This is a genomic window from Microbacterium sp. STRO-1N, assembly GCF_057748015.1.
In genome coordinates, this window is the sequence record NZ_CM173234.1 from 3800559 (window position 1) to 3814406 (window position 13848).

Consider the following 13848-nt stretch of genomic DNA (forward strand, 5'->3'; position numbering starts at 1 on the left):
GTGGATCGGTGGTGCGGGTCAGCCCTTGACGGCGCCCTGCGTGACGCCTTCCATGACCCAGCGCTGCGTGAACAGATAGGCCACGATCGCCGGCGCCATGGCCATGAGATACGAGGCGAACGAGATGTTGTAGTTGTTGCTGAACTGGTTCTGGAACAGGTTCTGACGAACCGGCAGCGTCTGCAAGGCCGGATCGGAGATGATCAGCGACGGCATCATGAAGTCGTTCCACGCGTACAGGAACGCGAAGATGCCGACGGTGGCGCTCATCGGCGCGAGCAGCGGGAAGATGAGCTTCCAGAAGGTCTGCCAGGTCGTGGCCCCGTCGATGCGCGCGCTCTCCTCGAGCTCCAGCGGGATCGATCGCAGGAACGCCGTGAACAGCAGCACGCTGAAGCTCAACTGGAACATCGTCGCCAGGATGATGACGCCCAGCGGGTTGTCCAGGCCGATCCGGCCGGTGAGCTGGATCTGCGGCAGCGCCACTACCGGGAACGGGATGAACATCGCGGCGAGCAGGTAGAAGAACGAGTAACGGAACAGGCGGCGGTCCCAGTTACGCACGATGGCGTACGAGGCGAAGGCCGCGAGGATGATCGTCGCCACGACGGTTCCGGCGGTGACGAGCAGCGAAATCGCCGCGCCGACGGGGAACTTCGTGAGGTTCCACGCCTCGACGAAGCCGTCGATCGAGAACGGCGCCGGCAGCGAGAAGGCGTTGCCGTCGACGGCCTGCCCCGTTGTCTTGAACGCCATCGAGATCGTGACGTACAGCGGAAGCAGCACCGTGACGGTGCACAGGATCAGGATGATCGTTCCCGACCAGTTCACCCGCTCCATGCGGATGCGCGGCTTCCTGCCGGAGGCGGTCTGAGTGGTGATGGTCTGCGTTGACATCAGAATGCGTTCCTTCCGCGCGTCAGCGACAGCTGAACGAGGGAGATGAGGACGGCCACGACGAAGAAGATGGTCGCGTTCGCCATCTGGTACGCGTAGTCGCCGCCGTTGAAGCCGGCGATGATCGTCATCGCGACGCTGCGAGTGGAGGTACCAGGCCCTCCGTTGGTGAGGCCGACGATGATGTCGTAGGCGTTCAGGAAGCCCTTGAAGCCGAGGATCACATTGATCACGACGTACCCCGCGACCAGAGGCAGCGTGATGCGGATGAGCTGCTGGAACTTGTTCGCCCCGTCGATGTCGGCCGCCTCGTAGACCTCGCCCGGCACCGACAGGAGCCCGGCGATGTAGATGAGCAGCGTCCCTGGGATCGCCTGCCATGCGGTCACGATGACGATCGCGACCCAGGCCAGGTCAGGATCGGCGAGCAGGCTCGTCTTCAGCGCCTCGATGCCCAGCGCCGACCCCAGAGCGGGCAGCGAGTTCGAGAACAGGAAGTTGAACACGTACGCGATGATGATGCCCGAGATCACCATCGGGATCACGAAGATCGTCCGCAGTCCGGTCTTGAAGCGCACCCGGGACGTGAGCCCCACCGCCAGCAGGAAGGCCGCGATGTTCACGACGATGACGGTCGCGATCGAGAAGCCGAACGTGAACAGGTAGCTCTGCAGGATCGCCGGGTCGCTGAACAGAGCGATGTAGTTCGTCAGCCCGATGAAGCTCCACTCGCCGATGCCGATCGAGTCGGTGAAGCTGAAGAAGATCCCGATGACGCCGGGCACCGTGATGGCGAGGGTGAACAGCAGCAGGCTCGGCAGCAGGAACAGGTAGTAGATCGGCTCGACGCGACGCGAGCTGCGCCGGACCTTCGCATCTCCACGGGTGACGATGGTCGTTGTCGTGCTCATCCCTCGGACTCCTTCGTCTCGGTCGATGGGGCTGGTGCCCGGAAAGCGAGCCGTGCCCAGTCGGCGTCCATCGTGGCGAGGATCGCGCCGGGGTCACCGCCGAGCACCATGGCCTGCGTGTAGTTGAAGACCGGGATCGTCTTGGGCACCAACACCGACGGGCCCTGGTAGACCTGTCCGGCGTCGTAGTACGGGATCATCCCGGCGATGCGGGGGTCGTCGGGGGCCTCGGCATCCTCGGTGGGTGTGAAGCCGAGCTGCGAGGCGTTGTAGGTCTCGATGTTCTCGGGGAGGTAGAGGTACTCGAGGAAGTCGCGCGCGGCATCCTGGTGCTGCGAGCCCTCGGGGATCATGGCCGCGAGGTCCATGTTGACCCGCACCGCGAGGTCGTCCGGATCGTCGGTCATCGGCAGCGGGAACGTGCCGAGCTCGAGGTCGGGCGCGGTCTTGGCGATCTCGCTGAACGCCCACGGCCCTTGCAGGTACATCGCCGCCTCGCCGTTGGCGAAGGCGAGGTTGCCGTCGCCGTAGCCGCGACTGGCGGCGTCCTCGTTGACGTACGAACCCGTGAGCTGCAGCATCCGATCCACGGGCTCCGCGAAGTCCTTCTGGAACGAGACGTCCGATTCCGGCCCGACCTCCGCGCCCTCGGCGGCCAGGTCGTCGAAGAACTCGATGACGTCCAGCGACCCGCCGACGGCGTAGTCGTACCAGCCCTGGCCGACCGTCCAGTCGTCTTTGAACGTGCCGTAGAACGGAGTGACGCCGGCTGCCTGGAGATCGTCGCAGAGCGCGAGCAGCTCGCTCCAGGTCTCGGGGACGTCGAGGCCGTGCTCGTCGAAGATCTCCTTGTTGTAGATGACGGATGCCGCCATCACCGAATACGGCAGCGCGCTCGTGCGGCCTTCGCAGGATCCGTACTGATCCATGAGCGACTGCAGATCCTCACGGCTGCTCGCGGCGGCGTCGGTGTCGGACAGGTCGGTGAGGGCGCAGCGCTGCACGAAGCGGGCGATCTCGTAGTTGTAGTTGGCGAGCATGATGTCCGGCGGGTTGCCCCGCACGAAGCTCGCCGACACGACGTCGACACCCGAGGTGTCGATCTCGACGCGCACGTCGTCCTGCGACGCGTTGTACTCGGCCACGAGATCGGTCATGAACGGGATCGCCTCGCGTTTGCTGAACGTGAAGCGGATGGTTTCGCGCCCGTCGGCGGAGCAGCCGACCAGGGCCGTCCCCAGCAGGGCGAATGCGGCCGTTCCAGCCGCCCATCGCGCCAAGGATGTGGATTTCGAAGACACCGTCGTCCTTCCGTGGATTTAGATCCGTAGATTAAATCTAGTGAGCGAATTTACTTCGCTGGACGGTACTCTCTCATTGGAGGACCGGGGAGGTCAAGAGCTGTGGCAGAAATCGCCGGAGACCTCGGCACCGGACGCGCGAGCGTCGGGGCCGTGCTCGACTTCGCCTGGGACGCCGGTGTCTTCACGGCGACCGACGCGATGGCGGCGACGTCTCTGACGCGCTCGACGACCATCGAAGCCATCGACACACTGGTGAGCGCGGACATCCTGCGCGAGCTGCCGAACGCGCGCGAGGCGGGCAGCTATCGTTCCGGACGCCCGGCGCGCCGCTTCGCGCTCTCGTCCGAGCTCGGCGTCGTCGTCGGAGTGGATGCCGGGGACACCCACCTCGCGGTCACGATCGCCGACCCGCTCGAGCACACGCTCGTGCATCACCGCACCGATCTCGACCCCGGCCACTCCCCCGACAAACGGCGCGCAACCATCCTCGGACGGATCGGAGCGGCGCTCGAGGAGACCGGCACCCCACGGGATGAGATCCTCGCGATCTGCGTCGGCGTCGCCGCGCCGGTCAACCGCGCGGGCGTCTCACCGCCGCACCCCCAGGGCTTCTGGGAGCGCACGAATCCCGGACTGGCCGCCGCGCTCGAGCGTTGGGCGCCGGTCGTCGAGATCAAGAACGACGCGCTGCTCGCCGCGGTCGCGGAGGGCTCCGACCCCCAAGGCGGCGCGGTCGGATGCCGCGACTACGTGGCGCTGCTCGCGGGCGAGCGCTTCGGCGGCGGCGTCGTCGTCGACGGTCAGCTGCTCCACGGAGCGCATGGCGGCGTCGGCGAGGGCGTCGTCTTCGACCACATCATCGGCGTCGGATCGGCGTTCGGCCTGAGCCATGCGCTGCACGACCGGGTGCGGGAAGCCGTCGAGGAGGGCGAGATCACGCGCACGTCGGTCGTCGGCCGCCTCGCAGACGCCGACCGTGTGGATCCGCGCGCGGTCCTCGCGCTCGCGGCCTCCGGGGATCCGGATGCGGCACTCGTCACGGGGCGCGTCGGCGCGACTCTGGCCACCATCGTCGGCGTGCTCGGCAGCATGTACGACCCCGCGAAGGTGATCGTGTGCGGCGCCGTCGCCGAGAGCGTCGAGCCGGTGCTCGCCGCCGCCCGCGGCATCCTTCCGACGCAGCTGCACCTGCCGGCACCGGAGCTGCTCGCCTCCGCCCTGGGTGCCGAGGTCGTGTCCCTGGGCGCCGTGGCGAGCGCGCGCCGTGCCGCACGCGAGCGGGCGGTCCCGCAGCTGGCCGAGCGGAGGCTCGCGGCGGGGTGATACGGGCGTCCCGGCATCCCTCCGTCGTGCGTCAGTCGACGAGGAGCGCGGGCTCCTCGAGGATCGCGGCGACATCCGCGACGAAACGGCTCATGCTGTCGCCGTCGATCACGCGGTGATCGAACGACCCCGCGACCGTCGTCACGTAGCGCGGACGCACCTCGCCGTCGACGACCCACGGCTTCTGACTGATCGTGCCCATCGCGACGATGCCCGCCTCGCCGGGGTTGATGATCGGGGTTCCGGCATCCATTCCGAACACCCCGATATTGGTGATCGTGATCGTGCCGCCCTGCTGGTCGGCCGGCGGCGTCTTGCCCTCGCGCGCCGTGAGCGTCAGGCGATTGAGCGCCCTGGCGAGGTCCTTCATGCTGAGGTCCTGCGCGTCCTTGATGTTCGGCACGAGAAGGCCGCGAGGGGTCGCCGCGGCGATGCCGAGGTTCACGTAGTGGCGCACACGGATCTCGGCGCCGTTCTCGGTCTCGACCCACGCCGCGTTGACCATCGGGTTGCGACGGACCGCCCAGATGACCGCGCGCGCGACGATCAGCAGCGGAGACACCCGGATGTCGGCGTAATCCGGCGACGTCTTCAGGCGCTTGACGAGCTCCATCGTGCGCGTCGCATCGACGTCCTTCCAGACAGTCACATGCGGCGCGGTGTACGCGCTCTGCACCATCGCGTTGGCGCTCGCCTTGCGCACGCCCTTGACGGGGATCGCCTCGCTGCGCGCCTCGGCATCCTGCGAAGCGGGAGCCGCGGATGCCGTCGGCGCCACGCCGCGTGCGACACCGACCGGCGCAGCCTGCGGAGCCGGCCTGGTCTCCTCGCGCACCTCGCCCCACTCCGGCGTCTCGATGTTGCGGAAGACGCTGGCCTGCGATGCATGCTTCACGACGTCCTCGCGCAGCACCTCGCCGTCCGCCCCGGTGGGCGTGACGGAGGCCAGATCGACGCCGAGGTCACGGGCGAGCTTGCGGATCGGCGGCTTGGCGATCACGCCCACCGACGAGCGCACCGGGCGCTGCGCCGTGCGCTTGCGCCGGGACGTCGCCCCTGTGCCGCTGCCGTAGCCAACCAGCACCGAACCGCCGCCCTCCTCCGCGGCTGGGGACTCCGGGGCCTCCGGTGCCGCGGGCGCTGCCGCCTCGGCATCCGACACGAACGAGATGATCGGCGTGCCGACCTCCACGGTCGTCCCCTCGGCGACGAGCAGCTCGCCGACCGTGCCGGCGTGCGGCGACGGGAGCTCGACGAGCGACTTGGCCGTCTCGATCTCGCAGATGACGTCGTTGATGGCGACCCGATCACCGGGGGCGACCTTCCACGCGACGATCTCGGCCTCGGTGAGGCCCTCGCCGACATCCGGGAGGGTGAAGTTCTGCGTGCTCATGTTCATGTCCTTCGACAGGCTCAGGGAGCGGATGGGATCAGTAGGCGAGAGAGCGGTCGACGGCCTCGAGGATGCGATCGGCATCCGGGAGGAAGACGCCTTCGAGCTTCGCGGGCGGGAACGGGACGTCGAAGCCGGACACGCGCAGCACCGGCGCCTCCAGCGCGTAGAACGCCTGCTCCATGACGGTCGCGGCGATCTCGCTGCCCACGCTCACGAAACCATGCGCCTCCTGCGCGTAGACCATGCGCCCCGTCTTGCGGATCGAGTCGAGGATCGGCCCGTAGTCGACCGGTGACAGCGAGCGGACGTCGACGACCTCGCAGCTGGTTCCCTCGGCATCCGCCAGCGCCGCCGCCTGGAGCAGGGTCGCGACCATGGCTCCGTGACCGACCAGCGTGACATCCGTGCCCTGACGGACGACACGGGAGGAGTGCAACGGCACCGCTGGCGCGGACAGATCGACTTCGCCCTTGATCCAGTACCGGCTCTTCGGCTCCATGAAGATGACGGGATCGTTCGAGCGGATGGCGTCCTGGATCATCCAGTACGCATCGTTCGGCGTCGACGGGCTCACGACGCGCAGACCGGGGGTGTGCGCGAAGTACGCCTCAGGGCTCTCCTGGTGGTGCTCGACCGCGCCGATGTGCCCGCCGTAAGGGATGCGGATCACGATCGGCAGACTCAGCAGCCCCTCGTGACGGTTGGTGAGCTTCGCCAGCTGCGTGGTGATCTGGTCGAACGCCGGGAAGACGAACCCGTCGAACTGGATCTCGATGACGGGACGGAACCCCGCCATGGCCAGGCCGATCGCGGTGCCGACGATCCCCGACTCGGCCAAGGGCGTGTCGAGCACGCGCTGTTCGCCGAAGTCGCGCTGCAGGTGTTCGGTGATGCGGAACACCCCGCCGAGCTTTCCGATGTCCTCGCCCATGAGCAGGACCTTGTCGTCGTCCTCCATGGCACGGCGCAGGCCCGCGTTGAGCGCCTTGCTGAACGGTATCGTCTCGATGGTCATGCCTGCTCCCCCTCGAACGATGCCTCGTAGCGCGCCAGCCATTCCCGCTGCTGGTCGATCAGCGGGTGCGGCTCGCTGTACGCGTGCGCGAACATGGAGTCGACTGTGGGCGGCTGCAGCTCGAGCGTGCGCACGCGCAGATCCTCGGCGGCATCGGCGGCCTCGGCCTCGACGTCGGCGAAGAGGGATGCCGCAGCACCTCGACCCTCGAGATACGCGCGCATGCGAGGAATCGGGTCGCGCTGGGCCCACTCCTCCTCCTCATCGCTGCCGCGGTACTTCGTGGGGTCGTCGCTCGTCGTGTGCGCGCCGAGGCGGTACGTCACGGCCTCGATCGCCCGCGGCCCCTGGCCGCTGCGCGCCTCCTCGAGAGCGGCGCGCGAGACGGCGTAGCTGGCGAGGACGTCGTTGCCGTCGACGCGGACGCTGGGGATGCCGTAGCCGGCGCTGCGCTCGACGAGCGGGACGCGGGACTGCGTTGCGACCGGCACGGAGATCGCCCAGTGGTTGTTCTGCAGGAAGAACACGGTCGGCGCCTGATAGCTCGCGGCGAACACCATCGCCTCGTGCACGTCGCCCTGGCTGGATGCGCCGTCGCCGTAGTAGACGACCACGGCCTCGTCGCGCTCGGGGTCGCCGGTGCCGGTGCGGCCGTCGAAGACGAGACCCATCGCGTATCCGGTGGCGTGCAGCGTCTGCGAACCGAGGACCAGCGTGTACAGCCGCGTGTTGCCGTTCTTGGGGTCGCTCGGATCCCAGCCGCCGTGCGAGACGCCGCGCATCAGCTTGATGATGTCGACGGGGTCGACGCCGCGGATGCGGGTCACGGCGTGCTCGCGATAGGACGGGAAGATCGTGTCCTGCGCTCGGGCGGCTCTGGCCGAACCCACCTGGGCCGCCTCCTGTCCGCGGCTCGGCGGCCACAGCGCGAGCTGCCCCTGCCGCTGCAGGTTGGTGGCCTGGGTGTCGATGGCGCGGATGACGACCATGTCGCGGTAGAACTGCTCGAGCTCGGCATCCGTGAGGGCGTCGATCAGCGGTAGATACCGTTCGGCGGCGGCGGTCGGCGCGAAGCTGCCGTCGGCGTCCAGGACTCGTACGAGTGGGGTCTCAGATGAGGTCACCCGCCCCACGCTACCCGCGCTCGCATGCCCCGTCACGCATAGCTAGGGGGCCCTTGTATCTGCCCGGAATACGCAGAATCCCGGTCAGCGGACGGATGCCGCGACGGCCAGCACCTTCTCGATCGATGCCTCTTCGCCGACCGAGATGCGGATGCCGTCGCCGGAGAACGGCCGCACGATGAGGTCGGATGCCACGAACGCCGCCGCGATCTCGTCGGTCCGCTCGCCCGTGGGCAGCCAGACGAAGTTGCCCTGGGCATCCGGAACCTCCCAGCCCTGGGCGCGCAGGCCATCGCGCAGGAGGGTGCGGCGCTCGACGATCACGGCGACGCGCTCGCGCAGCTCGGGCTCGGCATCCAGGCTGGCGATCGCGGCCCGCTCGGCGGCGGACGTGACCGACAGCGGGATGCCGGTGCTGCGTGCGGCATCCAGCACCCGCGGGTGGCCGATCGCATAGCCGATGCGGAGACCGGCGAGGCCGAACGCCTTCGAGAACGTGCGCAGGATGACCACGTTGGGGTGCGTTTCGAACAGGCGCTCCTTCAGACCGTCGACCGCACCGGGCGCCGTGACGAACTCGGCGTACGCCTCGTCGAGGATGATCAGGACGTCGGAGGGTACACGCGCCACGAACGCGGCGAACTCCGCACTGGTGACGATGGGTCCTGTGGGGTTGTTCGGGGTGCACACGATGATGGCTCTGGTGCGGTCGGTGACGGCATCCGCCATGGCGTCGAGATCGTGCGTCGCATCGGAGCGCAGCGGCACCTGCACGCTCGTCGCTCCCGCGATCAGCGGGATGCCGGAATACGCCTCGAACGAGCGCCAGGCGTAGATCACCTCGTCGCCGACGGAGGCCGAGGCCACGATCAGCTGGTAGAGGATCGAGACCGACCCGGCGGCGACGTGCACGGCATCGGCTTCGACGCCGTACCGCTCCCCCAGTCGGATGCGGAGGGCGCCTGCCGTGGCATCCGGGTAGCGGTTGACGGGAACGGTGTTCTGCAGCGCCTCGACGACCGACGGCAGCGGATCGAACGGGTTCTCATTGCTGGAGAGCTTGAACGCATCGGCACCGGCCTGCTTGCCCTGGCGGTAGGGCGGAAGAGCGGCGATCTCCGGACGGATGCGGGGCAGGATGGGCTCGGTCACGCTCTGAAGTCTACGAGCGACCCGCGAGAACAAGAGTGGTACCATTTTGGTATGGCTATGACGGTGCGGCTCCCGGCAGAATTGGATGCGCGGCTTGAGGCGGTCGCGCGCGCGCGCCACGTGTCCAAGCACGCCGCACTGCTCGAGGCCGTGACACGGTATACCGACACCGAGTCGAAAACGGCGCGCGTCCTGGAAGCGATCGACGAGATCGGCGAGCAGTACGCGGACACGATCAAGCGGCTCGAAGACGCCTGACTGTGACCGAGTACATCGAGCCCGAGCAGGCGATGGCCGTCGTCGCTCGGCTCGGACTCCATGTCCGCGATGAGGGACTGCTCTTCTCGGCTCTCGCTCGACCGTCCGCGAGCATGTTCGGCGTCGATGCCTACCCGACGCTCGAGATGAAGGCAGCGGCCTTGATCAGCTCGCTCGCGCAGAACCACCCGCCTTTCGACGGGAACAAGCGCCTCTCGCTCTACCTGACGTTCGCGTTCCTGCGGATCAACGACGTGACGACGACCTTCACGAATGACGAAGCCTTCGATCTCGTGCTCGCCGTCGCGCAGAGCCGACTCGATCTCGACGAGATCGCCGAAGCCTTCCGTTCGCACACGCGCTCGGCCTGAACGGACGTTCCGCAGAGACCGGCATGCGAGAGTGGATGCCGTGAGACACGGATGGCTGCGCGAACTCCTCGGCTGGCTCGGCGCTGCGGCGATCGCGGCGATCGTCACAGGACAGGTCGCATCGACCGCCCGCGGAGATCTGCTGCTGCGGGATGGCGATTCGCTGGTCGTGCCGATGTTCGTCCGCTCGATCCTCGAGGGTCAGGGGTGGGACTGGGCGATGTCCACGGTTCTGTTCCTCCCGGAGTCGGCGATGTTCGCGCTGCTGCGACTGGCGCTCCCCCTCGGCATCGACGCACTGCTGCTCGTGAACGCGATCATCAACGTGATCGCCCTGTACGGCGCGGTGCGACTCGTCGCGGGTCGACGTGCGCCGGGCAGGGCGCCGGTCGCGTGGTCGCTCGCCGCCGTCGCCGCGTTCGGGGTGATCGCGGTCAGCGAGACCAGCGCAGCGCGCGAGTCGGCTGAGATCGCGTCGCTGCTGCTCACGACCACCTACTACTCCGCTACCGTGATCGCCGTCATCGCGGCGATCGGGATCGCACGGCGTGTGTGCGATCGGAGCAGCCCCCGACGCGGCATGCTCGCCGCCCTCGGCATCGTGGCCGCCGTCACGACGCTCTCGAACCCGCTGTATCTGGTGTGGGCGACCGTGCCGCTCGGCGCGATCCTCGGGTTCGCCGCGCTGCGCGCGAACGATCGCGCCCGCACGCTCGCACTGCTGTGGTGGCTCGCCAGCGGGACAGCCGTCGGGCTTCTGGGTCGTATTCCGTTCACGGCATGGATCGAGAACTCGGGTCTCGGATACGCGAAACCACAGCTGTGGCCGGAGTCCGCCGCCTACTACGGCGAACTGGTCTTCGAGCGTCTCTCGACGCCGCTGGGCTGGGTTGGGGCAGTGGTCGTCACCGGCCTCGTGGTGCTCGCCGTGCTCCGCACCGTGCGGGCTTCCACCCGAGGAGAGCGGCTGGTCGCGGCATCCGCCTGGGTGCTGCCGCTCCTCGTCGTGATCGGCGCGATCGCCCTGGGGACGAACGCGGCACGGTACCTCGAGCCGGTCGTGTTCGCACCCCTGCTCGCGCTCGTCGCGGACCCGAAGACCCTCTCACGCCTGTCCCCCGTCATCGCCAAGGCCACGGCCGCGGTCGTCGCCGTGCTGCTGCTCGTCGGAGCCGGGCTCAGCGTGCCGAGGGTCGTCTCCGCCGCGACCGCGCCGGATGCCGACCTCGCCTGTGTCGTCGACTGGATCGACGATTCGGACCAGTCCGGCGCAGGTCAGTTCTGGACGGTGCGGCTGCCGAAGCTGCACCTCGAGGATCCGTCGCAGCTCGTGCAGGTCGATCATCAGCTCAACGGTTACTCGTGGCTGGTGAACCGCCGCGACTTCGACACCACCGCCGTGAGCTTCCTGATCGTCGACGACCAGACGCTGAGCTGGGAGCTCTCATTGGGCGCCATGCAGGTGAACGTCATCGAGTGCGGCCGCTACGCGATCTACGACCTCGATCCCGAAGAGGTCCCGCTGGGCTTCCCGCACTCCTGAGCCGGCGTCAGCGCGCTGGCGGGGCGCCCCACCGAAGGGTCCCATGTGGCCGCCTCACGCCGCCCGAGGCGACCACACGGGACCCCTCGCTCACTCGGCACCCGCGAGACCGCGCGGGAGGTGCCGCATGTGACCGCCTCCCGCGCCCGCAGGCGACCATACGCGACACCTGCTGCGTCAGCGGGCTGCGTCAGCGGGCTGCGTCAGCGCGCTGGCGGGGTCGCCGTCGTCGTCCCGGCGCGGAACCGGCAGGTCAGGTGCTGCGAGGCCGTGCTCTCGCCGCGCAGCATCCGTGTGACCTGCTCCCCCGCAGCCCTGCCCTTCTGCGTCGCCGGCTGCACCGACGTCGTGAGGATGTGCCGTCCGAGACCATCCACCGTGACCCCGTCGAAGCCGGTGACGCTCAGATCCTGCGGCACGCGCAGCCCGCGTTCCTCGGCGGCGCGGATGACGCCCGCCGCCAGCAGGTCGCTCTGCGCGAGCACCGCTGTCGGGCGGTGCTCCTCATCGGCGAGAAGTGCGCGGCCCGCGATGACGCCCTCGTCGATGGAGCTGTGCGCTGCGGAGATCGCCGGCGCATCGGGGAAGACCTCGCGCACCCCGTCCAGGCGATCCAGCGTCACGTCGACGGTGGCGGAGGCGAGACGCGCCGGCGTCACCGGCCCCCGACCGTGCGAGCTGTCCAGCGGCAGCGTCAGCACGGCGACGTCGCGGTGGCCGAGCCCGTCGACATGCAGGGCGACGTCGCGCGCGGCTTCCCTGTTATCGAGCGTGATCTGGGGAATTCCGTCGCCGGCATCCCCCTCGATGACGACCACAGGGATGCCGCGACCGCGCACGATCTCCAGCGACGCGCGCGTGCGACCCGAGCATCCGATGAGCACCACGGCGTCGACGGGGGCGTTGGCGAGATTGGCCGCCTCGTCTGCGGCATCCTCTCGGAGGAGCAGCACGGCGGCACCCAGATCGGACAGTCCGTCGGTGATGCCGTCCATCATCGCGATCGTGACGGGGTCGAGGAAGACGGTCCGCAGCGGGCCGTCCAGGACGACGGCGACGATGCCACTGCGTCCGGTGCGCAGCGAGGCCGCTCGCGGGTCGGGGCCGGCGTAGCCGAGGGATGCCGCGGCCGCCAGAACCCGCTCGCGGGTGGCTTCGGCGACCTGCGCCTTTCCGCTGAACACCACGGATGCGGTCGACGGTGCGACACCGGCGGCGCGCGCGACATCGGCAATGGTCGCACGACGGGGAACTGAGTCCATCCTCCGAGGATATACGGGCCGGGTTTCCAGCGCTCGAATCGATTCGATACGCTGTAGGCATGGATGCCGAACTCACCCGATCGCAGTACGTGCGATGGCGCAACGCGATCTTCGCGATCTTCCTCGCCAGCGGCGTCTCGATCGCGACCTGGGCCGCACGCGTGCCGGACATCAAGTCCGCGCTGGACATCGACAACGCGCAGATCGGCCTGCTGCTGCTCGGCATGGGCATCGCGTCGATCATCGGGATCTCCACGAGCCCCGCCGTGATGGCCCGCACCGGCGCCCGGCGCGGAATGCTCGGACTGCTCATCACGCTCGCGATCGGCATCGCGCTCATCGGTATCGGAGCGACCGTGCTCGGGTCGTTCCCCGTCGTCATCATCGGTCTCGTGCTGTTCGGCTTCGGCAACGGCTGCCTGGACGTCATGATGAACGTCGAGGCCACCGCGATCGAACAGCACGCGGGCAAGACGATCCTGCCGCTGTTCCACGCGTTCTTCAGCTTCGGCACGGTGATCGGCGCCGGCGCCGCATGGGCCGCGACGAAGCTCGACGTCGAGGTCGCCCCGCACGCCGGGCTCGTCGCCGTGCTCATCCTCATCACGGCGTTCGTCAGCATCGCGAACGTCCCGAACCGCGAGGAGACGTTGGACCCGGCCGAGCCGGGGGAGAAGCCGCACTGGCGCGAGCGCATGCACGTCGCGCTGTCGGCCTGGCGCGAGCCGCGCACGTACGTCCTCGGCATCGTCATGCTCGGCATGGCCTTCGCGGAGGGCGGCGCGAACGACTGGCTGGCGCTCGGCGTCAGCGAGGATCACGGCTTCGGCGCCGAGAACGGCGCGCTGGCGCTCACAGTGTTCTCGATCGCGATGACGACGGTGCGCATCTTCGGCGGTCCGCTGGTCGACCGCTTCGGCCGCGTGCTGGTGCTGCGCGTGCTCGCCGTGTCGGCGGCGGGCGGCATCCTGCTGTTCATCCTCGCGCCGACGCTGCCGCTCGTGTTCCTCGGTGCAGCGCTGTGGGGCGTCGGCGCCTCGCTCGGCTTCCCGCTCGGGATGTCGGCGGCGGCGGACGACCCTGCCAAGGCAGCGGCTCGCGTGAGCGCCGCCGCGACGATCGGCTACGCGGCGTTCCTGTGCGGCCCGCCGATTCTCGGCCTGATCAGCGAGCACATCGGTCTGCTGAACACGCTGTACATCCTCGTGGCGCTGGTCGCGGCATCCGGTCTCGCATCCGGTGCGGCCCGCCCGCTCACGGAAGCCGAGAAGACGCCGGTGCGCTGAGCGGAA

At 68.7% G+C, this 13848-nt stretch carries 13 protein-coding genes; 5 read left to right on the forward strand and 8 right to left on the reverse strand.

Features of this window, described 5'->3' with window-relative positions; all coding sequences use genetic code 11:
• Positions 1 to 18: 18 nt before the first annotated feature.
• The 3 genes from AC3ANJ_RS18380 to AC3ANJ_RS18390 are packed head-to-tail and all read right to left on the reverse strand — an operon-like array spanning position 19 to position 3109.
• Positions 19 to 897, reverse strand: coding sequence for a carbohydrate ABC transporter permease (locus tag AC3ANJ_RS18380; protein WP_488317566.1), 879 nt, complete (start codon positions 895 to 897; stop codon positions 19 to 21).
• Positions 897 to 1808 carry a carbohydrate ABC transporter permease gene (locus tag AC3ANJ_RS18385; RefSeq protein ID WP_488317567.1) on the reverse strand — a complete coding sequence of 304 codons (912 nt, stop codon included), beginning with the start codon at positions 1806 to 1808 and terminating at the stop codon, positions 897 to 899. Before AC3ANJ_RS18385 ends, AC3ANJ_RS18380 begins: the two co-directional genes overlap by 1 nt.
• The gene (locus tag AC3ANJ_RS18390; RefSeq protein ID WP_488317568.1) at positions 1805 to 3109 is read right to left on the reverse strand and encodes an ABC transporter substrate-binding protein; all 1305 of its coding nucleotides are present in this window, start codon (positions 3107 to 3109) and stop codon (positions 1805 to 1807) included. The genes AC3ANJ_RS18385 and AC3ANJ_RS18390 overlap by 4 nt, the downstream gene beginning before the upstream one ends.
• A 102-nt stretch (positions 3110 to 3211) precedes the next feature.
• On the opposite strand from AC3ANJ_RS18390, the gene AC3ANJ_RS18395 reads away from it, so the two are divergent.
• Positions 3212 to 4435 (forward strand): ROK family protein, encoded by a 1224-nt coding sequence (locus tag AC3ANJ_RS18395; protein WP_488317569.1) that lies wholly within the window; start codon positions 3212 to 3214, stop codon positions 4433 to 4435.
• A 31-nt stretch (positions 4436 to 4466) separates the two neighbouring features.
• Here the strand turns inward: AC3ANJ_RS18395 and AC3ANJ_RS18400 are convergent, their stop codons facing one another.
• The 4 genes from AC3ANJ_RS18400 to AC3ANJ_RS18415 all read right to left on the reverse strand — a co-directional run bounded on the left by AC3ANJ_RS18400 (position 4467) and on the right by AC3ANJ_RS18415 (position 9122).
• Positions 4467 to 5828 carry a dihydrolipoamide acetyltransferase family protein gene (locus AC3ANJ_RS18400; protein WP_488317570.1) on the reverse strand — a complete coding sequence of 454 codons (1362 nt, stop codon included), beginning with the start codon at positions 5826 to 5828 and terminating at the stop codon, positions 4467 to 4469.
• Between the two features lie 37 nt (positions 5829 to 5865).
• Entirely contained in the window at positions 5866 to 6846 is a 981-nt protein-coding gene (locus AC3ANJ_RS18405) for an alpha-ketoacid dehydrogenase subunit beta (protein WP_488317571.1), read from the reverse strand.
• Complete coding sequence (gene pdhA / locus AC3ANJ_RS18410) at positions 6843 to 7970, reverse strand: pyruvate dehydrogenase (acetyl-transferring) E1 component subunit alpha (RefSeq protein ID WP_488317572.1); 1128 nt, start codon at positions 7968 to 7970, stop codon at positions 6843 to 6845. Before pdhA ends, AC3ANJ_RS18405 begins: the two co-directional genes overlap by 4 nt.
• Positions 7971 to 8054: 84 nt before the next feature.
• Positions 8055 to 9122: a histidinol-phosphate transaminase gene (locus AC3ANJ_RS18415; protein ID WP_488317573.1), complete on the reverse strand. Its 1068-nt coding sequence runs from the start codon at positions 9120 to 9122 to the stop codon at positions 8055 to 8057.
• A 51-nt stretch (positions 9123 to 9173) separates the two neighbouring features.
• On the opposite strand from AC3ANJ_RS18415, the gene AC3ANJ_RS18420 reads away from it, so the two are divergent.
• The 3 genes from AC3ANJ_RS18420 to AC3ANJ_RS18430 are packed head-to-tail and all read left to right on the forward strand — an operon-like array spanning position 9174 to position 11294.
• Positions 9174 to 9380 carry a ribbon-helix-helix protein, CopG family gene (locus AC3ANJ_RS18420; RefSeq protein ID WP_488317574.1) on the forward strand — a complete coding sequence of 69 codons (207 nt, stop codon included), beginning with the start codon at positions 9174 to 9176 and terminating at the stop codon, positions 9378 to 9380.
• Between the two features lie 2 nt (positions 9381 to 9382).
• Positions 9383 to 9751, forward strand: coding sequence for a type II toxin-antitoxin system death-on-curing family toxin (locus AC3ANJ_RS18425; protein WP_488317575.1), 369 nt, complete (start codon positions 9383 to 9385; stop codon positions 9749 to 9751).
• A 40-nt stretch (positions 9752 to 9791) separates the two neighbouring features.
• Positions 9792 to 11294, forward strand: coding sequence for a hypothetical protein (locus AC3ANJ_RS18430; RefSeq protein ID WP_488317576.1), 1503 nt, complete (start codon positions 9792 to 9794; stop codon positions 11292 to 11294).
• A 203-nt stretch (positions 11295 to 11497) separates the two neighbouring features.
• Here the strand turns inward: AC3ANJ_RS18430 and AC3ANJ_RS18435 are convergent, their stop codons facing one another.
• Positions 11498 to 12556 (reverse strand): LacI family DNA-binding transcriptional regulator, encoded by a 1059-nt coding sequence (locus tag AC3ANJ_RS18435; protein ID WP_488317577.1) that lies wholly within the window; start codon positions 12554 to 12556, stop codon positions 11498 to 11500.
• A gap of 59 nt (positions 12557 to 12615) precedes the next feature.
• Between AC3ANJ_RS18435 and AC3ANJ_RS18440 the strand changes: the two genes are divergently transcribed.
• Positions 12616 to 13842, forward strand: coding sequence for an MFS transporter (locus tag AC3ANJ_RS18440; RefSeq protein WP_488317578.1), 1227 nt, complete (start codon positions 12616 to 12618; stop codon positions 13840 to 13842).
• The last annotated feature ends 6 nt before the right edge of the window (positions 13843 to 13848 follow it).